Source organism: Microbacterium sp. GXF6406 (genome assembly GCF_054798215.1).
Window position 1 is genome coordinate 1 of the sequence record NZ_JBSJZH010000027.1, and the last position, 19,347, is coordinate 19,347.

Consider the following 19,347-nt stretch of genomic DNA (forward strand, 5'->3'; position numbering starts at 1 on the left):
TCACCAACTACATCGCACGCAGCCTGCTCGAAGCCGGAGGATTCAGACCAGCCCTACACCCTCGATTGCGATGAGCCGGATTGGCCTCGGGCGACCTGCTCGCCACGGTCGAGGTCCTGCTCGTCGCACTGCTCTACGCCACGGCGCCGTTCATCGTCGCGAAGAAGCTCGGCGATGTGTCTTCGCTGGGGGTCATCACCGTCGCACTGATCGCCGTTGCGATCTTCTACACGCCGTTCACGGTCGCGACGCAGCACGAGGTCCCCACAGCCCCTGCCGCCGTGTCGCTGGTGATTCTCGGGGTGCTGTGCACCGCGGTCGCCTTCCTGCTCTTCTTCGCGCTGATCCGTGAAGTCGGTCCGGTGCGGGCGCCGCTGTTCACCTACGTGAACCCCGTCGTCGCGCTGGTGCTCGGAGCGATCGTGCTGGCCGAGCCCCTCACCCCGGGGCTGCTCATCGGGCTCCCGCTGATCATCATCGGATGCTGGTTCGCCGGGACCGGCGGCCGAATCCGTCCGCGTGCCGGCCAGGCGCGCCCGCCGACGCCGGCACCGTAGCCCGCGAGCGCAGAATCCGTCACATGCGCAAGCGGGCATGCGGATCGAAACTACAATGACCCGTGGGCGGATCTGCCCGACATCCCAGGGAGTGAACGTGGCCCTTATCGTCCAGAAGTACGGCGGCTCGTCGGTCGCCGATGCGGAGAGCATCAAGCGCGTCGCCAAGCGCATCGTCGATACGCGTCGTGCCGGTCACGATGTCGTCGTCGCCGTCAGCGCGATGGGCGACACCACCGATGAGCTCCTCGATCTCGCAAACGAGGTCGCTCCGATCCCGGCACCGCGCGAGATGGACATGCTGCTCTCCAGCGGAGAGCGCATCTCGATGGCGCTGCTGGCGATGGCGATCCACTCGATGGGCTTCGACGCCCGCTCGTTCACGGGCAGCCAGGCCGGCATGATCACCGACGACCACCACGGGTCGGCGCGCATCGTCGACGTCACCCCGGTGCGTCTGCGCGAGGCGCTGGATGAAGGCGCGATCGTGATCGTCGCCGGCTTCCAGGGCTTCAACCGCGATACGCGCGACATCACGACACTCGGCCGTGGTGGCTCCGATACGACGGCCGTTGCGCTGGCCGCCGCGCTCAACGCCGATGTCTGCGAGATCTACAGCGATGTCGACGGCATCTACACCGCCGACCCGCGGGTGATCCCGCGCGCAGGCAAGCTGGATCACGTCTCCAGCGAGGAGATGCTCGAACTCGCCGCGAATGGTGCGAAGGTTCTGTACATCCGCGCCGTCGAGTTCGCACGCCGTCATGGTGTGCTCATCCACGCCCGTTCGACGTTCTCGTCGGCCGAAGGCACGTATGTTCTGGGCGAGGGTATGAAGAACCCGCGCGAAGTTGAGGGAGAAGTCATGGAAGAACCGATCGTCGCCGGTGTCGCAACCGACAAGGGTCAGGCCAAGATCACGGTCGTGGGCGTTCCCGATGTTCCCGGCAAGGCGGCGGAGATCTTCAAGATCGTCGCGAAGTCCGGTGCGAACGTCGACATGATCGTGCAGAACGTGTCGGTGGCGTCCTCCGGCAAGGCCGACATCTCGTTCACGCTGCCCAAGGGCGATGCGGCGACGGCGCTCAAGGCACTGGCGGCCGAGCAGAGCGAGGTCGGGTTCGACAGCCTGATCCACGACGACCAGATCGGCAAGCTCTCCGTCGTGGGTGCGGGCATGCGTGTGCATTCGGGCGTTTCGGCGACGCTGTTCGAGGCGCTGTCGACAGCGGGCATCAACATCGAGATGATCTCGACCTCCGAGATCCGCATCTCGGTGGTGCTGCGCGACACCGACCTCGATGACGCCGCGCGCATCGTGCACACCGCCTATGGGCTGGATTCCGTCGAAGAGGCCGTCGTCCACGCGGGCACCGGCCGCTGAGCGCGCGGTAGACTCGCGACAACCCTGACATCGGCGCCAGGCGCGGCATCCGCATCCCGACGCCGCGCCGAGCGCTCTCGTTCGCAGTACCGTTCGAAGCCAAGGAAATTTCATGACTCGCATCTCCGACCAAGGACACTCCGTCGCCATCGTGGGCGCCACCGGCCAGGTGGGCACCGTGATGCGCGAGATTCTCGCGGAACGCTCCTTCCCGATTCGGGAGCTGCGTCTGTTCTCTTCGGCGCGTTCCGCCGGCAAGACCATCGTTTACAACGGTGTCGACGTGATCGTCGAAGACGTGGAGACCGCTGATCCTTCGGGCATCGAGATCGCGATGTTCTCGGCCGGCGCGACGGCGAGCCGCGCCTACGCCGACCGGTTCGCGGCCGCCGGTGCCGTCGTGATCGACAACTCCAGTGCCTGGCGCGGCGATGACCAGGTTCCGCTTGTGGTGAGCGAGGTGAACCCGCACGCGATCGATGAGCGGCCTCGGGGCATCATCGCGAACCCGAACTGCACGACGATGGCGATCATGCCGGTGCTGAAGCCGCTCGCCGAGGCCGCCGGTCTCGAGCGCCTCATCGTCTCGACCTACCAGGCCGTCTCCGGCTCCGGTCTCGCCGGTGCGGAGGAGCTGCTCGGTCAGGTCGAGGGCGTCCTCGCGCAGGGCGACACCCTGCGTCTCGTGCACGACGGCTCGGCTGTGGACTTCCCCGAGCCCGAGAAGTACATCGCTCCGATCGCGTTCGACGTCGTCCCGCTCGCGGGGTCCGTCGTCGACGACGGCTCGAACGAGACCGACGAGGAGCAGAAGCTCCGCAACGAGAGCCGCAAGATCCTCGAGCTTCCCGCTCTGCGGGTAGCGGGAACCTGCGTTCGGGTGCCGGTCTTCACCGGTCACTCGCTGTCGATCCACGCCGAGTTCGCCGAAGACATCACGCCCGACCGTGCGCGCGAGATCCTGGCATCCGCTCCCGGCGTCGTCCTCGACGAGGTGCCCACGCCGCTGCAGGCGGCCGGCAAGGACCCGAGTTTCGTCGGCCGCATCCGCGCCGACCGGTCGGCGCCCGAGAACAAGGGGCTGGTGCTCTTCGTCAGCAATGACAACCTCCGCAAGGGTGCCGCGCTCAACGCCGTTCAGATCGCTGAGCTCGTGGGTGAGCGCCTCTCGGCCTGATACTTCGCACACAGCGGCCGACAGTCGTCGGTCCGATTGGCGGATGCCGGTCGAAACCCGCGGGTTTCGACCGGCATCCGTCATTCTCGCCGACAAGTGTCCTGTTCCCAGAGCGAGGCGCGTGGATGCTGCATCCGCCGACGCCGCCGAGCGAACCGGGTTGCACAGGGGTCCGAGGTACTCGTGCGGGGGAACTAGACTGGTCGGGTGACTGAATCCGTCGACGTCGTCCTCATCGGTGGTGGCATCATGAGCGCCACCCTCGGAACTCTGCTGCACGAACTCCAGCCCGATTGGAAGATCGTCGCCTTCGAGCGGCTCTCCGATGTGGCGCAGGAGAGCTCGAACCCATGGAACAACGCGGGTACCGGCCACGCGGCCCTCTGCGAGCTGAACTACATGCCGCAGAATCCCAACGGACCGCTCGACCCCGCCAAGGCGGTCTCGATCAACGAGCAGTTCCAGCAGAGCCGGCAGTTCTGGTCGTCGCTCGTCGACAAGGGCGTGCTCGACGCGCCCTCCACGTTCATCAACGCGACCCCGCACATGACGTTCGTGCGCGGAGAGAAGGACGTCGCCTACCTCAAGGATCGCTACGAGGTCCTGAAGACGCAGCCGCTGTTCGAGGGCATCGAATACAGCGAGGATTCCCGCGTCATCAACCAATGGGCGCCGCTGCTCATGCAGAAGCGCCGCAAGGGCGAGCCGTTCGCGGCGACCCGCGTGCCGGCGGGAACCGACGTCGACTTCGGCGCCCTCACGCACCAGCTCTTCGACCACCTGAAGCACGGGGGAGTGCAGCTGCGCACCAACCACGAGGTGCGCGGGCTCAAGAAGCAGAAGGACGGCAGCTGGAACGTGAAGTTCCGCAACGTCCTCGGCCACACTCCCGGCCAGATGAACGCGAAGTTCGTCTTCGTGGGCGCCGGCGGCTGGGCGCTCAAGCTGCTGCAGAAGTCGGGCATCGACGAGATCAAGGGCTATGGCGTCTTCCCGATCGGCGGACAGTTCCTCAAGACCTCGAATCCCGCGGTCGTCTCGCAGCACAAGGCGAAGGTGTACTCGCAGGCTTCCGTCGGCGCTCCGCCGATGTCGGTCCCGCACCTCGATACCCGTGTCGTCGATGGGGAGGCGTCGCTGCTGTTCGGTCCGTTCGCGACCTTCAGCCCGAAGTTCCTCAAGCACGGCTCCATGCTCGACATCGTCTCGCAGGTGCGCACGCACAACCTCTGGCCGATGCTGCGCGTCGCCTTCGCGAACCCCGACCTCATCACCTACCTGCTGGGCGAGCTCACCAAGACGCACCGCAAGAAGGTCGACAGCCTGCGCGTGTTCATGCCGACCGCGAAGGACGAGGACTGGGAGCTGATCCAGGCGGGTCAGCGCGCGCAGGTCATGAAGAAGGACGCGAAGAAGGGCGGCGTGCTCCAGTTCGGCACCGAGGTCGTCTCGGCATCCGATGGGTCGATCGCCGGCCTCCTCGGCGCTTCGCCGGGCGCCTCGACCGCCGTGCCGATCATGCTCGGGCTGCTCGAGAAGTGCTTCCCCGAGCAGTACGCGGGCTGGGAGCCGACGCTGCGCGAGCTCATCCCCACGTACGGGCAGAAGCTCAACGATGACGCCGCCGCGGCGGATGCATCGATGACGGCGACCGCTGCAGCGCTCAACATCGCACGCTGACCATCCACCGTGGCGAAGCTCTACTTCCGCTACGGGGCGATGAACTCCGGCAAGTCGACGGCGCTGCTCCAGGCGGCGTACAACTACGAGGAGCGCGGACAGCGCGTGCTGCTGGCCAAACCCGAGATCGACACCAAGGGCGCCGCGCAGATCGAGAGCCGTCTCGGTGTCACGCGCGAGGTCGACTTCCTGATCCCGGCATCCGGGGATGCGCGTGCGCTCTTCCATGACGAACGCGAGCGGATGCAACGGCGCAATGCCGAGGGGCTCCTGCCGGCCGAACCGATCGATGTCGCCTGTCTGCTCGTCGACGAGGCGCAGTTCCTCTCCGCGGCGCAGATCGACGATCTGTTCCGGATCGCGGTCGTCGATCGGATCCCGGTCATGGCCTACGGCATCCGCAATGATTTCTTGACGCACGCCTTTCCGGGATCGGCCCGACTGCTCGCGATCGCGCATTCGCTCGAAGAGTTGAAGACGATCTGCCGGTGCGGTCGCAAGGCCGTGTTCAACGGTCGTGTGGTCGGCGGTCGCTTCGTGTTCGACGGCGACCAGGTCGCGATCGATGAGGGCTCATCGGGTGGTGCCCCCGCGGATGTCGTGACCTACGAGTCGCTCTGCGGCGACTGCTACCTCGCGGAATCCGGCGGCCGACTGGGCTGACGCCGCGCGTGGTGCTTCCGTCCCGTTGACGCTCGTTCGACAGTGGGATGCGGTATTCGTGCACGCCGATTTTGCGTGGTCTGACCACACGCCCTAGGCTGTGGTCAGACCACAGGAGGTGCGATGGCGGAACGCGCATGGCAACTCGTGCTCGAACACATCGAGCGCGATCTGCTCGAAGGGCGGCTGGGCCCCGGCGACCGCCTGCCCTCCGAGCGCGATCTGTCGGCCGACCTCGGCGTCGGCCGTTCGAGCGTGCGTGAAGCGCTGCGCGTCCTCGAGGTCATGGGCCTCATCCGCACCGGTACCGGTTCGGGCCCCTCCGCCGGGGCGATCGTGATCGCCACGCCCTCCGGCGGCATGTCCGCGCTCCTGCGTCTGCAGGTGGCGGCACGCGGCTTCCCGCTCGCCGATGTCGTGCAGACCCGTCTCGTCCTCGAAGACGCGGTGGCGGCATCCCTGGCCGCATCCCCGGCATCCGACACGAGCGACGCCCGTCGCATCCTGACCGCGATGGATGCCGAGAACCTCACCGCGTCGGAATTCCTCGCCCTCGACGCACAGTTGCATCTCGCTCTCGCCGAGGCCGGCGGCAACTCGGTCATCGCATCGATGATGGCGGGGCTGCGCACCTCGATCGAGTCGTACGTGCTCGACGGGTCGGCGGGCATCGCCGACTGGGATCACATGGCCGACCGCCTGCGCGCCGAGCATCACGCGATCATCGATGCGATCGACGCGGGTCGCACCGGCGCCGCGCGCCGCCTCGTCCACGAACACATCACCGGTTACTACACGGCGGCCGGTCTGACTCCGCACACCGCACACGAGCAATGAGAGATCCCATGGTCAAGCGTCAGTTCCCCAACCCGGTCGAGATCCTCGACCTGATGAAGTTCAAGAAGCCCGAGCTCAACGGCCGCAAGCGCCGTCTCGATGCCGCGCTCACGATCGATGACCTCCGCATCATCGCGAAGCGCCGCACGCCCAAGGCCGCGTTCGACTACACCGACGGCTCCGCAGAGGGCGAGGTCTCGCTGACCCGCGCCCGCCAGGCGTTCGAGGACGTCGAGTTCCACCCGGGCATCCTCAAGCCCGCCCCCGATGTCGACACGAGCGTTGAAATCCTCGGCGGCCCCAGCGCTCTGCCGTTCGCGATCGCGCCGACCGGATTCACGCGTCTGATGCAGACGGAGGGCGAGGTCGCCGGCGCCGGTGCCGCCGCCGCCGCGGGCATCCCGTTCACCCTCTCCACCCTCGGCACCACCTCGATCGAGGGCGTCAAGGAGGTCAACCCCGAAGGGCGCAACTGGTTCCAGCTCTACGTCATGCGCGATCGCGAGATCTCCTACGAGCTGACCCGTCGTGCGGCCGCCGCCGGATTCGACACCCTGCACTTCACGGTCGACACTCCGGTGGCCGGTGCCCGTCTGCGTGACAAGCGCAACGGCTTTAGCATCCCGCCGCAGCTGACCCTCGGCACGATCGTCAACGCGATTCCGCGGCCGTGGTGGTGGTACGACTTCCTCACCACGCCCAAGCTCGAGTTCGCTTCGTTGAGCACCACCGGAGGCACGGTCGGCGAGCTGCTCGACGCGGCCATGGACCCGACGATCAGCTATGAGGACCTCGCGGTCATCCGCGACCTGTGGCCCGGCAAGATCGTGATCAAGGGCGTTCAGAACGTCGAGGACTCGGTCCGTCTGCGCGATGCAGGTGTCGACGGCATCGTCCTGTCGAACCACGGCGGGCGCCAGCTCGACCGCGCGCCGATCCCGTTCCACCTGCTGCCGAGCGTTCGCAAGGCCGTCGGCGACGACTTCACCGTGATGATCGACACCGGCATCATGAACGGCGCCGACATCGTCGCCGCCGTGGCCCTCGGCGCCGACTTCACGATGATCGGCCGCGCCTACCTCTACGGACTCATGGCCGGTGGCCGTGAGGGCGTCGACCGCACGATCGCGATCCTGCGCACCGAGATCGAGCGCACGATGCGTCTGCTGGGCGTCGCCTCGCTCGCCGAGCTCGAGCCCGGTCACGTCACGCAGCTGCAGCGACTGGTGCCCGTCGCCCGCTGAGACCACGAGCCCGGGTCGCCCTGCTGAGATCCTCAGCGGGGCGACCCGGGCTCTGTCGTTCTCGGAACGCGTGTCAGAAGGACGCGAGCAGCTCGTCGAGGCGGGCGGCGGTGTCCTCCCAGCCCTCGACGGCTATGCAGCGCACGCCCAGGGCGAGCACGGGATAGTCGTTGCCGCCGTCGTCGAGACGATCGCCGTAGAACAGCATGTCGCTCAGCGGGACCCCGGTGTGCTCGACGAGAGCGGTCATCCCGAAGGCCTTGTCGATGCCTGCGCGCGTGATGTCGATGGAGGTCGATCCGCCGGCGCGCACCTCGAGATCGGGGACGCGGGCGGCCACCGCATCGCGCAGGGCGATGCGCTTGCTCCCGGACGGATCCCAGGCGAGCTTCGCCTCGCCCGGTGCCTTCTGCCCGAGCGCGGAGAACGTGATCTGCGAGCCGCGATCCTCGAGGATCTCGCCCCAGGGCGCGGGCTCCCACAGTCCCAGGCGCTCGGCCTCTTCGCGCAGGGCGGTCAGAGCCGCCGTCTTCTCCTTCCCGGAGAGGTCGTGCGCGTAGACGGGGGTGAAGTCGGTTCCGTCGTGGCGGAGGTAACGGGTGCCGCACGTGGGCAGAAGGTGCATGCGCTCGAGCAGCGCCGGCTCGACGTCGCCGAGGCGCGCGATGACCTGAGAGCGGAACTGCGCCTCATTGCCACCGGAGATGATCGCGACATCGGCGACGCGCAGGAGAGCCCGCAGCTGGGCGGCGATGCGCGGGTCGATCGCACTCTTGGACGGCGAGAGAGTGTCATCGAGATCGAAGGCGACGAGACGGGGAATGGTCATGGTGCATCCAGGGTAGGGGAGGGCATCGGATGCTCCGGCACGGCCAGAGCGGTGACGATCAGTGCGAGCGCTGCGCCGAGCGTCGCACCGGTGGAGTTGGCGAGCACATCCGCCAGGCTCGCGGTCCGCTCGGGAAGCCGGGCGGCCTGTGCCAGCTCGATGGCGCTCGACAGCAGGGGGCCGACGGCGAAGGCGAGCGGCCAGACGCGGCGCGGCAGGAGAACGAAGGCGAGGCATCCGACCGGGATGAACACGGCGATGTTCGCGATGACCTCGAGCGCGTCGAAGGTCAGCCAGGACCAGCCCCAACCGTCCTGAAGAGTGCGCAGAACGGCATCCAATAACCCGGGGGCGCTCTCCTCGACGGGGCGGGGTGAGAGCGTCAGCACAGCGAGGAAGACGAGAAACGGGATGCTGATCGCCACGGCGACGCGTCGCGTGACCGGTCTTTGCGGGGGAAGCGAGAAAGACATGCGGCGCTGCCCTCCTCGCAATGATGTCCGGGTGAACGAGATGAGGACCCGCCTTCCGGCGGGTCCTCATCTCGTCTGGTCGGGGTGACAGGATTTGAACCTGCGGCCTCTTCGTCCCGAACGAAGCGCGCTACCAAGCTGCGCCACACCCCGTTTTGCAACCGTTTGAGTCTATCGCGAAACTCCTCCAGTGCCGAATCGAGAGCCGAGATCGGCACCCTTCGGCGTGTCTCGGGCCGTCAGGGTGAGCAGAGTCGCCTCCGGCCGGCACGCGAAACGCACCGGCGCGTAGATCGAATGCCCGCACCCGGCGCTGACATTCAGCGGGATGCTCCGATCGCCGCTCGTCCAGGCGCTCAGGCCCTTCGCCTGCTTGAGCGGGATGTCGCAATTGGCGACGAGCGTGCCGAAGAACGGCAGGCAGACCTGGCCGCCGTGCGTATGCCCGCCGAAGATCGCATCCGCGCCGAGGTCCGTGAAGGCATTGAGCACGCGCTGATAGGGCGCGTGGGTAACACCGATCAGGGGAGTGGTGGAGCCGCGACGCCCCAGATCACCGATCGCCTCGGGCAGTGCCGACAGGTCATCCCAGTCGCGGTGCGCGTCATTCACGCCGAACAGGTCGACGTCGCGGCCACCGACGGACAGCCGTGCCGCGGTGTTGTTGAGCGATGCCCATCCGAGCTCGTGCGTGAAGAAGGCGTCCAATGCCGCGGTGTCGAGCCGCTCCGGCGTGCGGTGGGCCTTCGAGGGGCCGGAGAAATAGCGGACCGGGTTGCGCGGCGCCGGAGCGAACAGGTCGTTCGAACCGTGCACGAACACCCCGGGCACCCCGGCGAAGGGCTCGAAGGCACGGCGGATGCCGGCGAGGCCGTCACGGTGGCCGAGGTTGTCGCCGGTATTCACGACGAGATCGGGTTCGAGATCCGCCAGCGAGGCGAGCCAGTCCTGCTTGCGTTGCTGCCACGGAGCCATATGGGCATCCGAGACGTGCAGCACGCGCAGGGGAGCGGAACCGGTCGGCAGCGCCGCGGAGGTCGCGGTGCGCACGGTGTAGAGATGGCGTTCGATGCCGATGCCCCACACGGCGCATGCGGCGCCGACGGCCCCCACCGCGCTGAGCGCGGTGAGGGCCGGATGCATCGGTCGCCGTGCTGTCGTCAGCACTTCACGGTCACGGTCGTGGATTTGCTCGCCGCCGAACCGGCAGACGGAGAGGTGTTCTCGACCTCGGAGCCCGGGCCGCGGCACGAGCCGTGGAGTGAGACGTTCAGGAAGCCGGCCGCGTGCAGCGCAGCGACGGCCTCATCCGGGGCGCTGCCCGTCACATCCGGCACGGTCGCACCCTTGCCGTTGCTCGGGGAGATCGTCACGGTCGTGCCGCTGGAGACCTGGCCGGCACCGGGGTCCTGCTCGGCGATCTGGCCCTCGGGCGCATCGCTGTCGACAGGGTCACCGACGGTCACCGAGAATCCGGCTTCCTCGAGCGTCTTCGTCGCATCCTCGATCGACTGACCGATCACGCTCGGCAGGTTCACGAGAACACGGCGGGTGAGGTTCTTGTCGGGCTCGGGGAACGGATCGCCACCGCCGAGCGCCTCGTTCGCGGCGCGCTGCATGTCACGGGCGATGCCGTAGCGGGCGTTCTGGAGGAGGCCGTTGTTGGCCCAGACGTTGGTGATGTTCGCCTGGCCCTCCCAGCGGCCGACCCAGACGGCGGTCGTCGCCTTCGTGCTGGATTCGATCATCATGGTCGACCAGCTCTCGTGGGTTCCGGTCTTGCCGATGAGGGGCACGCCATCGCCGGTGTTCGCCTGGGCGCCGGTGCCGCCGTTCATCACTCCCTGCAGGGCGTACGCCGCGGTTGCGGCGACCTCGGGGGAGATGACCTGGCTGCAGGACGCCTGCGGCAGCGGGCGCTCCGCACCGGCCTGGTCGACGACCTTGTCGATCGCACGCGGCTCGCAGTAGATCCCCTTGTTGGCCACCGTCGCGTAGGCGCTGGCCATGTCCAGCGGCGAGATGTTCTTCGAGCCGAGCACGTCGTACGGATGGTTCTCGTCGGTGACCTTGCCCATGTTTCCGAGGTTCACGCCCATGCGATCGGCGACGGCGTTGATGTCGCAGAGGTCGAGCTTCTCGGCCATGGCCAGGTAGCCCGAGTTCAGCGAGTCGCGGGTGAAGCGCATCGGGCTGCCCACGTAGCCGCCGCTGTTGGCGAAGTTCCCGATCTTCGAGCTCATCGGCACCGGGCTGTCGCCGCACTTCATCTTCGTGAAGATGCGGTTCGTGCCGTTGATCGTCTCGTTGACCGAGTTGCCCTTCTCGAGCCAGTCGATCAGCGTGAACAGCTTGTACGTCGATCCGACCTGGAAGCCGGTCGATCCGCCGTGATCATAGTCGGAGGCGAAGACGAGAGAGGTATAGGCCTGATCGTCGGAGTGCGTCTCCCGGAAGTTCGTGTTCTGGGCCATTGCGAGGATGCGTCCGGTCGCGGGCTCCACCGTGACGCCCGCGGCGCCGAGGTGCTGGTTGTCGAGGTTGGCGGGAACACGATCGCGCAGGCCGATGATCGCCGGCTCCTGGATGCGCATGTCGAGGGTCGTGTAGATCTGCAGGCCCTTGCGCTGCAGCGACTCCCGGCGCTCGTTCGCCGTGTCGCCGAAGGTGTCGTCATAGGCGGCGTCACCGAGCACGACGGTCTTGACGTACTGGCAGAAGTAGGCGTTGTTGCCGGCCGCCGCGCACCCCTGGGTGGGCTGCTTGATGTCGGGCGTGATCGGAGACTCGATGGCGGTGGTGTGCTGGGCCTCGGTGATCTTGCCGTCCGTGTACATGCGGTCGAGCACGTAGTCGCGGCGGTCCTTCGTCAGGGCCCAACCGTCCGCCTCGCCGTTGACGCCCTCACCGGCCGAGCCGCCGTAGAGGTCGATGCGGTAGGTGTTCGGATTCTGGACGATTCCGGCGAGCGTTGCGGCCTGCTCGACCGTGAGCTTCGCCGCGGTCGTGTTGAAGTAATAGTTCGCCGCGGCCTCGATGCCGTAGATCGTGCCGCCGAAGCTGGCGATGTTCAGATAGCCGAGCAGGATCTCGTTCTTCGAGTAGTCCTTCTCGATCTGGATCGCGTAGCGCATCTCCTGCAGCTTGCGCTCGATGCCATCGGTGCCGACGGCGTTGGTGGCGTCCTCCCAGCACTGGGCGATCTTGTCGTCGTAGTTCTCCTCGCCGGGCAGGACCTCCTGCTCGCACTGCTGCACGAGGACGTTCTTGACGTACTGCTGGCTGATGGTCGAGGCGCCGCGCGAGGACGTCTTCTTGAGGTTGTCGACCACGGCCTTGACGGTGGCACCGATGTTGATGCCGCCGTGCTCGTAGAAGTTCTTGTCCTCACTGGAGAGGATCGCGTCGTAGACGACCGGGTTGATCTCGTCGAAGTCGACCTGGGTGCGGTTCTGATCGTAGAACGTGGCCATGGTGAACCACTCGCCGTTCTTGTCCTTCCCGTAGAAGGAACTCGGCTCCATCGGAGCATCGGGCTTGAGGTAGGACGGCAGGTTCTCGAAGAGATCCAGTGCCTGCGAACCTGCGGCGCCCGCGACGGCCAGGGCGGGGGTGACGGTCGCTGTCACCAGGACCCCGGCGACAACGCTGAGCCCGACGAGACCGAGAAGGCCGCCGAGCACGCCTTTCACCGTGCGATTCTTCTGAGGCATACGCTAGATCGTAGGGGAATTCCCTGAATACCACCTTTGACGCGCGGCTCCGTCCGGCGTCGCCGACTGTAGGAGTGCGCCGCATGACCACCTGGGAATATCTGACCACCCCGCTGCTGATCCACAACACGGCTGCAATCCTCAACAACTGGGGCAAGCAGGGGTGGGAGCTCGTGCAGGTCGTCACCGGACCCGAGGGCGGATTGGTCGCCTACTTCAAGCGCCCAGCCGTCGGCGACGGCTCCAACAGCGCGGGCCTCGCGGCGGCCGAGCAGGCCGCGCGCCAGTTCGGCGGAGGAGCAGCATGAGCGTCGCTGAGCGCTTGAGCGAGCTGGGCATCGAGCTGCCCGCGGTCGCCGCTCCGGTCGCCGCCTATGTGCCGGCGGTCGTGCACGGAGACCTCGTCTACACCTCCGGCCAGCTGCCCTTCTCCGGGGGCGCTCTGCCGGCGATCGGCAAGGTCGGCGCCGCGGTCTCGGCAGAGGACGCGCAGTCCTATGCCCGCACGTGCGCGCTCAACGCGCTCGCGGCAGCCGCGGTGGCTGCCGGCGGCATCGAGAGGATCGGCGGCGTTCTCCGCGTCGGCGGCTTCGTGGCATCCGACCCCTCCTTCACGGGCCAGCCCGCGGTCATCAACGGCGCCAGCCACGTGCTCGGCGAGATCTTCGGCGACGCGGGTGCCCACGCCCGCGCCGCCGTCGGCGTCTCGGTGCTCCCGCTGGACAGCCCGGTCGAGGTCGAGGTGACCTTCACTCTCGCCTGAGAGACCTTCACCTCCCGTCTCACGACTGAGCCCCGTCGCATCTGTGCAGATGCGACGGGGCTCAGTCGTGCTGGGGCGGGTGCCGCCCCGCGGATCACCTCACCTGCGAGGAGATGATGCTCATCACCGCTGTGTCGGCGAGCGTCGTCGTGTCGCCCACCTCACGGCCCTCGGCGACATCGCGCAGCAGGCGGCGCATGATCTTGCCCGAACGCGTCTTCGGAAGCTCGCCCACGATGTAGACGTCGCGGGGGCGGGCGATCGCGCCGATCTGCGCGCCGACGTGCTGGCGCAGCTGGGTCGCCAGGCCGTCGGCGTCATGAGCGGCCAGGTAGCTCTCCTTGATGATGACGAACGCGACCACGGCCTGGCCGGTCGTCTCATCGGATGCTCCGACGACGGCCGCCTCGGCGGTGGACTCGTGCGCGACCAGGGACGACTCGATCTCGGCGGTCGACAGGCGATGGCCCGAGACGTTCATGACGTCATCGACCCGGCCGAGCAGCCAGAGGTCGCCGTCCTCGTCGAGACGGGCGCCATCGCCAGCGAAGTAGTAGCCCTCGTCGGCGAACTTGTCCCAGTAGGTCTCCTTGTAGCGCTCCGGGTCGCCCCAGATGCCGCGCAGCATGCTCGGCCAGGGCTCGGTGATGACGAGGAGCCCGCCGTTGCCGTTGCCGACCTCGGCGCCGGACTCGTCGACCACGTCGATCGAGATGCCGGGCAGCGGAACCTGCGCCGAACCGGGCTTCGTCGCCGTGACGCCGGGCAGCGGGGAGACCATGATCGCGCCGGTCTCGGTCTGCCACCAGGTGTCGACGATCGGCGTATCGCCGCCGCCGATGACCTCGCGGTACCACATCCACGCCTCGGGGTTGATGGGCTCGCCCACCGAGCCGAGCAGACGGATCGATGACAGGTCGAACTTCTGCGGCACGGCACGGCCCGTCTTCATGAACGAGCGGATCGCGGTCGGCGCGGTGTAGAAGATCGTCACGCCGTACTTCTCGATGATCTCCCACCAGCGGCCGGGGTGCGGCGCTTCCGGCGTGCCCTCGTAGAGCACCTGGGTGGCGCCGTTGGCCAGGGGCCCGTAGGTGACGTAGCTGTGGCCGGTGATCCAGCCGATGTCGGCGGTGCACCAGAAGACGTCGGTCTCGGGGTTGAGGTCGAAGACGTTGCGGTGCGTGTACGACGCCTGCGTCAGATAACCGCCGGACGTGTGCAGGATGCCCTTGGGGTTTCCCGTCGTGCCGGAGGTGTAGAGGATGAAGAGCGGGTTCTCGGAGGGGAAGGCCTCGGCCTCGTGCTCGGAGGATGCCGTGGGCACGACGTCGTGCCACCAGATGTCGCGCCCGTCGACCCACTCGACCTCGTTCTCGCCGCGGCGCACGACGAGCACGTTCTCGACGGTCTGCTGTTCTCCGTCGCCACGATCGGCGAGAGCCTGGTCGACGGCGGGCTTCAGGGGCGAGACGCGGCCCTTGCGGTAGCCGCCGTCGGCGGTGATGACGAGCTTCGCGCCGGCATCGTCGATGCGGGAGCGGAGGCTGTCGGCGCTGAAGCCGCCGAAGACGACGGAGTGGATCGCGCCGAGGCGCGCGACGGCGAGCATGGAGACGACCGCCTCGGGGATCATCGGCAGGTAGATCGCGACGCGGTCGCCGGCTCCGACGCCGAGGTCGGTGAGGACGTTGGCGGTGCGCTTGACCTCTTCGGTCAGCTCCGCGTAGGTGATGCGGCGGGAGTCGCCGGGCTCGCCTTCCCAGAGGAGCGCGACGCGGTCCCCGTTGCCTGCTTCGACGTGACGGTCGAGGCAGTTGTAGGCGACGTTCAGTTCGCCGTCGTCGAACCATTTGGCGAACGGCGGCGTCGACCAGTCGAGGACCTCGGTGAAGGGCTTGTGCCAGTGCAGCTCCCGGGCCTGCTCGGCCCAGAAGCCCTCACGGTCGGAGGCGGCGCGCTCGTAGAGCTCGGGCTGGGCGACGGCGGCCGCGGCGAATTCATCCGAAGGGGGGAACTGCCGGGTCTCGTCGAGGAGGTGGTCGATCTGGCTGCTCATTGGCACGCGCTCCTTTGCGGCGGGACATGGTCGCGCAGGGAACACGACCGTGAGGGCGAATCTAGCCTTCGGGCGTTTTCGTCAATACTGCCGAAAGTCGGTAGTCGGATGGGTTTTGCAGGGCGGGGCGGCTTGCGTACACTCGACGACAGCCGAAATTCTCTTTCCGGCCTGGGCACGCTCATCCTCCCCCGGACGGGGCGTGCCTATGGCGGCACCTCATTCCCCCCGTGAGGTGCCGCCTTCATCGTCTTCGACGAGGACCGCCGCGAGTCTTTCTGCACGTCTCGCTCGCGCATGGAGTTGCTCACAGGGCGCACGGATCCGATCTGACCGCGGATGCTGCGGCGCCTACTTTCGTGGCATGACGACGCCCTTCATCATCCAGCCCCGCGAGAGCATCCGCATCGCGCCCGGCGGTGCGCGCACCGCGGATCTCGACCCGGCGTTCGGGCCGATCGCCGAGCACTGCGCCGATCCGATGGTCACCGACGTCTTCGTCAACGGTTCCGAGGGGCTTTTCGTCGATCGCGGAGAGGGCGTCGAGCGCATCCACGGATGGACGGCATCCGAGAGGGAGGTGCGCGACTTGGCCGTCGCGCTGATCGGTGCCGGGGGTCGGCACCTCGATGACCAGTCGCCGTGCGTCGATGTGCGTCTCGCTTCCGGGGTTCGGGTCCATGCCGTGCTCGCTCCGGTGTCCACCGCCGGCACCGCCATCTCCGTGCGCATCCCGCGGGTCGATGCCGATGATCTCGAAGCTCTCGCCGCGCTCGGCGCCTTCGACGCCCGCCAGCGCATCTGGCTGGAGACGCTCGTCGCCGAGCGCGCGAACATCCTGCTCACCGGAGGGACGGGCACCGGCAAGACGACTCTTCTCGCGGCGCTCCTGCGAACGGTGCCTCCCACGGAGCGCATCGTCACGATCGAGGATGTCGCGGAGCTCCGCCCCGGGCATCCTCATCACGTCGCCCTCGAAGCGCGTCAGGCGAATCTCGAAGGGGCAGGATCGATCACCCTCGCCCGTCTGGTGCGCGAATCATTGAGAATGCGCCCTGACCGGCTCGTCGTCGGGGAATGCCGCGGTGAAGAGGTGCGCGAGCTGCTCTCGGCGCTGAACACCGGTCATGACGGCGGCGCCGGCACACTGCATGCCAGCGGTCTTGTGGATGTCCCCGCGCGTCTGGAGGCGCTCGGGGCGTTAGCGGGTATGGATGCCACGGCGCTCGCCCGTCAGGCGGTGAGCGCTTTCACGATCGTGGTCCACTTGGCTCGCGGGGCCGATGGCGTGCGCCGCATCGCCCAGGCCGGTCGTCTCGTCCTGCGCGATGACCGTCTGGCGATCGAGGACGTTCAGCCATGGTGAATCAGCGCGAACTGCCCGCCACAGCCGAGGCCGCGGCGGTGGCCGTGCGCACCCTCGCTGTGCTGCTGCAAGCAGGTGCGGCGCCTGCGGCGGCCTGGAGGCACCTCGCGGAGTCGGGAGACCCGCACGCCGAGCGCGTGGTCTCGCGGTGCGATGCCGGTGCACCCCTTTCTCTGGCGATCGAGGAGGAGGGCGGTGCGTGGTGCGATGTCGCGGCTGCCTGGGAGATCGCCACGACGGTCGGGGCGCCGCTCGCCGAGGTGCTGCGCTCGCTCGCCGAGACGATGCGCGACACAGCCAGCGCCGCCGACGATGTGCGCATCGCGCTCGCCGAGCCCGCCGGTACGGCACGGCTGCTGCTCTGGATGCCGTTGGCCGGGCTCCTGCTCGGATTCGCCCTCGGATTCGACACGCTCGGTGTGCTCGTCACACAGCCCATCGGCACAGCCTGCCTGGTCGCGGGTCTGCTCCTCGTCCTCGCGGCGCGGCTGTGGACCCGTCGTCTGCTGCGTCGAGCGCAGCCCGATCCCGGGACCCCCGGAATGCACGCCGAGCTCGTCGCCGTCGGAGTCTCCGGCGGTGCATCCATCGAGCGCACGCTCCGGCTCATCGGCGACAGTGCAGCGGCTGATCGGCTCTGCGGCGACCGTACCGACGACGTACTGCGGCTCTCGCGCGCAGCCGGTGTTCCGGCCGGAGAGCTGCTGCGCGCCGCGGCCGCACTCGAGCGCCACGAGTCCCGCGTCGCCGGCCGACTTCGCGCCGCGAAGCTCTCATCCCAGCTGCTCATCCCGCTGGGCGTGTGCACGCTGCCCGCGTTCCTGCTGCTGGGCGTCGCCCCACTCATGATCTCCGTGCTCACCTCGACCCCGCTGCCGGTCTGACGGCGGCCAGAAGAAAGAAGGAACACATGAACACGCTCCCACCGCTGACCCGGCGCCGGGCCATCACGCTCTTCTCCGATGAGGCAGGCGCGGCGACCGCAGAGTATGCGATAACCACGATGGCGGCAGTCGCCTTCGCGGGCCTCCTCGTCGTCATCATGCGGTCCGATGAGGTGCGCGGGATCCTCACCGATCTCGTGCGTCGCGCACTGACCGTCTCCTGATATGCGTCTGCTCTGCGCGGATGAGCGCGGTTCCGTCGCCGCGGAGCTCGCGCTCGCGCTGCCGGCGGTGGTGATCACTCTGCTCCTGGGCGCGAGCGTGCTCGGCGCGGCGGCCCAGCAGGTGGCGCTGCAGGATGCGGTGGCGGATGCCGCCCGGCTGCTGGGGCGCGGGGAGAGCGCGGCCTCAGCCCAGGCCGTCGTCGCCGCGGCCGTGCCCTCGGCACACATGTCGGGCCACACCCGCGGCGAACTCATCTGCGCGAGCGCGCAGGTCGATGTTCGCATCGGCGGGCTGATCAGAATCCCGCTGTCGGCGTCGAGCTGCGCGTTGTCCGGCGGGCTCTGATGGCGGGGACGGCGCTCGCCGCAGGCGTGCTGGCGGTCTCCGCGACGCTGACGGTGGGCCTCGCGGGCTTCGGCGGGGCGGCTGTGACCGCTCAGCGCGCAGCGGGGGCGGCGGATGCGGCGGCGCTGGCCGCGGCGGATGCCGCCTCCGGAGCCGTCATCACTGCGGAGGAACCGTGTGCGCTTGCCGCGCGGGTGGCAGCGGCATCCGCCGCCCGGCTCACCTCCTGCGTGCTCGTGGGGGTCACCGCAACGGTCGAGGTGCGTGTCGCTTTCGGGGTCCTCGCTGCCGGCTCCCGGGCTCGGGCGGCGCCTGCTCCCGGGTGACGGAGGGAAGCGCCCGACGGACTTGGTAGACTTACATGATTGCGGACACGTGCGATGCCAGTATCGCCGTGTCGTTTTCATACGGGGAGTTCTGATGGTTGATCGGGAAAAAGTAAACGGGCATTGGGAAATTGACCCGGACCACACGCGGATCGGTTTCTCCGCGCGCCACGCGATGATCACATCCGTACGCGGATCTTTCAACGACATCACGGGCAAGCTGCTGGTCGACATCGACAACCCCGGCAACTCCTCTGCAGTCGTGACCCTGAACGTCGCCAGCGTCGATACCCGCAATGCCAAGCGTGACGAGCACCTGCGCAGCGAAGACTTCTTCAACGTCGAGAAGTGGCCCACGATCACATTCGTGAGCACGAGCATCGAAGAGGTCGACGAAAATGCGATCGCCGTGATCGGCGACCTCACCATCCGCGATGTCACCCGTCAGATCATGATCCCTCTGGCCATCACCGGTGTGCAGGAAGACGCATGGGGCGTGCTCCGCGCCGGCTTCGAGGGCACCCGCCGGCTGGAGCGCCGCGACTACGGCCTCGAGTGGAACATGCCGCTCGATACCGGTGGCGTGCTGATCTCCGAGCGCATCACGCTCGAGTTCGAGATCTCGGCCATCAAGAGCGACGACTCCGAGGCCAAGAGCGCCGACTGACCTCACCGCGTCGTCATTCGGCGTACGCTGGTCTTGTAGCCGTCTCCCGTGCCCGTCAGGGGCCACCCGAGGGATTCTGACGGCGGATACCCGAGACTGCACGCACAGCTCTGCTGTGATCTCACCACCACGGTGTGTATGGTGTGCTTCGAAGA

General features: G+C 67.8%; 20 protein-coding genes and 1 tRNA gene. 15 read left to right on the forward strand and 6 right to left on the reverse strand.

Features of this window, described 5'->3' with window-relative positions; all coding sequences use genetic code 11:
* Positions 1 to 80 precede the first annotated feature (80 nt).
* From ACWAUG_RS12445 to ACWAUG_RS12475, 7 genes are all read left to right on the forward strand, one after another.
* Positions 81 to 557, forward strand: coding sequence for an EamA family transporter (locus tag ACWAUG_RS12445; protein ID WP_460802656.1), 477 nt, complete (start codon positions 81 to 83; stop codon positions 555 to 557).
* Positions 558 to 654: 97 nt separating this feature from the next.
* Entirely contained in the window at positions 655 to 1,941 is a 1,287-nt protein-coding gene (locus ACWAUG_RS12450; protein ID WP_460802657.1) for an aspartate kinase, read from the forward strand.
* Between the two features lie 112 nt (positions 1,942 to 2,053).
* Positions 2,054 to 3,118, forward strand: a complete 1,065-nt coding sequence (locus ACWAUG_RS12455) for an aspartate-semialdehyde dehydrogenase (RefSeq protein WP_298040716.1) — start codon at positions 2,054 to 2,056, stop codon at positions 3,116 to 3,118.
* Between the two features lie 207 nt (positions 3,119 to 3,325).
* The gene (locus tag ACWAUG_RS12460; RefSeq protein ID WP_298040719.1) at positions 3,326 to 4,798 is read left to right on the forward strand and encodes a malate:quinone oxidoreductase; all 1,473 of its coding nucleotides are present in this window, start codon (positions 3,326 to 3,328) and stop codon (positions 4,796 to 4,798) included.
* Positions 4,799 to 4,807: 9 nt separating this feature from the next.
* Positions 4,808 to 5,461: a thymidine kinase gene (locus ACWAUG_RS12465; protein ID WP_298040721.1), complete on the forward strand. Its 654-nt coding sequence runs from the start codon at positions 4,808 to 4,810 to the stop codon at positions 5,459 to 5,461.
* 123 nt (positions 5,462 to 5,584) lie between these two features.
* Positions 5,585 to 6,298, forward strand: coding sequence for a FadR/GntR family transcriptional regulator (locus ACWAUG_RS12470; protein ID WP_298040724.1), 714 nt, complete (start codon positions 5,585 to 5,587; stop codon positions 6,296 to 6,298).
* Positions 6,299 to 6,306: 8 nt separating this feature from the next.
* Positions 6,307 to 7,542: an alpha-hydroxy acid oxidase gene (locus ACWAUG_RS12475; protein WP_298040725.1), complete on the forward strand. Its 1,236-nt coding sequence runs from the start codon at positions 6,307 to 6,309 to the stop codon at positions 7,540 to 7,542.
* 73 nt (positions 7,543 to 7,615) lie between these two features.
* Here the strand turns inward: ACWAUG_RS12475 and ACWAUG_RS12480 are convergent, their stop codons facing one another.
* From ACWAUG_RS12480 to ACWAUG_RS12500, 5 genes are all read right to left on the reverse strand, one after another.
* Positions 7,616 to 8,371, reverse strand: a complete 756-nt coding sequence (locus ACWAUG_RS12480) for an HAD-IIB family hydrolase (RefSeq protein WP_460802658.1) — start codon at positions 8,369 to 8,371, stop codon at positions 7,616 to 7,618.
* Complete coding sequence (locus ACWAUG_RS12485; RefSeq protein ID WP_460802659.1) at positions 8,368 to 8,844, reverse strand: VanZ family protein; 477 nt, start codon at positions 8,842 to 8,844, stop codon at positions 8,368 to 8,370. The genes ACWAUG_RS12480 and ACWAUG_RS12485 overlap by 4 nt, the downstream gene beginning before the upstream one ends.
* Before the next feature lie 76 nt (positions 8,845 to 8,920).
* A tRNA-Pro gene (locus ACWAUG_RS12490) sits at positions 8,921 to 8,997 on the reverse strand.
* Between the two features lie 18 nt (positions 8,998 to 9,015).
* Positions 9,016 to 9,987 (reverse strand): metallophosphoesterase, encoded by a 972-nt coding sequence (locus ACWAUG_RS12495; protein ID WP_460802660.1) that lies wholly within the window; start codon positions 9,985 to 9,987, stop codon positions 9,016 to 9,018.
* A gap of 17 nt (positions 9,988 to 10,004) precedes the next feature.
* The gene (locus tag ACWAUG_RS12500) at positions 10,005 to 12,557 is read right to left on the reverse strand and encodes a transglycosylase domain-containing protein (protein ID WP_460802661.1); all 2,553 of its coding nucleotides are present in this window, start codon (positions 12,555 to 12,557) and stop codon (positions 10,005 to 10,007) included.
* Positions 12,558 to 12,640: 83 nt separating this feature from the next.
* Between ACWAUG_RS12500 and ACWAUG_RS12505 the strand changes: the two genes are divergently transcribed.
* Both ACWAUG_RS12505 and ACWAUG_RS12510 read left to right on the forward strand, forming a co-directional pair.
* Entirely contained in the window at positions 12,641 to 12,865 is a 225-nt protein-coding gene (locus ACWAUG_RS12505; RefSeq protein WP_298040730.1) for a DUF4177 domain-containing protein, read from the forward strand.
* Complete coding sequence (locus ACWAUG_RS12510; protein WP_298040731.1) at positions 12,862 to 13,320, forward strand: RidA family protein; 459 nt, start codon at positions 12,862 to 12,864, stop codon at positions 13,318 to 13,320. The genes ACWAUG_RS12505 and ACWAUG_RS12510 overlap by 4 nt, the downstream gene beginning before the upstream one ends.
* Positions 13,321 to 13,414: 94 nt before the next feature.
* On the opposite strand, the gene acs is transcribed toward ACWAUG_RS12510, so the two are convergent.
* Entirely contained in the window at positions 13,415 to 15,379 is a 1,965-nt protein-coding gene (gene acs, locus ACWAUG_RS12515; RefSeq protein WP_460802662.1) for an acetate--CoA ligase, read from the reverse strand.
* 364 nt (positions 15,380 to 15,743) lie between these two features.
* On the opposite strand from acs, the gene ACWAUG_RS12520 reads away from it, so the two are divergent.
* The 6 genes from ACWAUG_RS12520 (at position 15,744) to ACWAUG_RS12545 (ending at position 19,192) form a co-directional block, all read left to right on the forward strand.
* Positions 15,744 to 16,745 (forward strand): TadA family conjugal transfer-associated ATPase, encoded by a 1,002-nt coding sequence (locus ACWAUG_RS12520; protein ID WP_460802663.1) that lies wholly within the window; start codon positions 15,744 to 15,746, stop codon positions 16,743 to 16,745.
* On the forward strand, positions 16,739 to 17,629 hold the full coding sequence (locus ACWAUG_RS12525; protein WP_298038911.1) for a type II secretion system F family protein: 891 nt from the start codon (positions 16,739 to 16,741) through the stop codon (positions 17,627 to 17,629). The genes ACWAUG_RS12520 and ACWAUG_RS12525 overlap by 7 nt, the downstream gene beginning before the upstream one ends.
* Positions 17,630 to 17,655: 26 nt before the next feature.
* Positions 17,656 to 17,853: a DUF4244 domain-containing protein gene (locus tag ACWAUG_RS12530; protein ID WP_298038910.1), complete on the forward strand. Its 198-nt coding sequence runs from the start codon at positions 17,656 to 17,658 to the stop codon at positions 17,851 to 17,853.
* 1 nt (position 17,854) lies between these two features.
* Complete coding sequence (locus tag ACWAUG_RS12535; protein ID WP_460802664.1) at positions 17,855 to 18,199, forward strand: TadE family type IV pilus minor pilin; 345 nt, start codon at positions 17,855 to 17,857, stop codon at positions 18,197 to 18,199.
* Positions 18,199 to 18,525 (forward strand): helicase, encoded by a 327-nt coding sequence (locus ACWAUG_RS12540; protein ID WP_460802665.1) that lies wholly within the window; start codon positions 18,199 to 18,201, stop codon positions 18,523 to 18,525. Before ACWAUG_RS12535 ends, ACWAUG_RS12540 begins: the two co-directional genes overlap by 1 nt.
* A 94-nt stretch (positions 18,526 to 18,619) precedes the next feature.
* The gene (locus tag ACWAUG_RS12545; protein ID WP_460802666.1) at positions 18,620 to 19,192 is read left to right on the forward strand and encodes a YceI family protein; all 573 of its coding nucleotides are present in this window, start codon (positions 18,620 to 18,622) and stop codon (positions 19,190 to 19,192) included.
* Positions 19,193 to 19,347 lie beyond the last annotated feature (155 nt).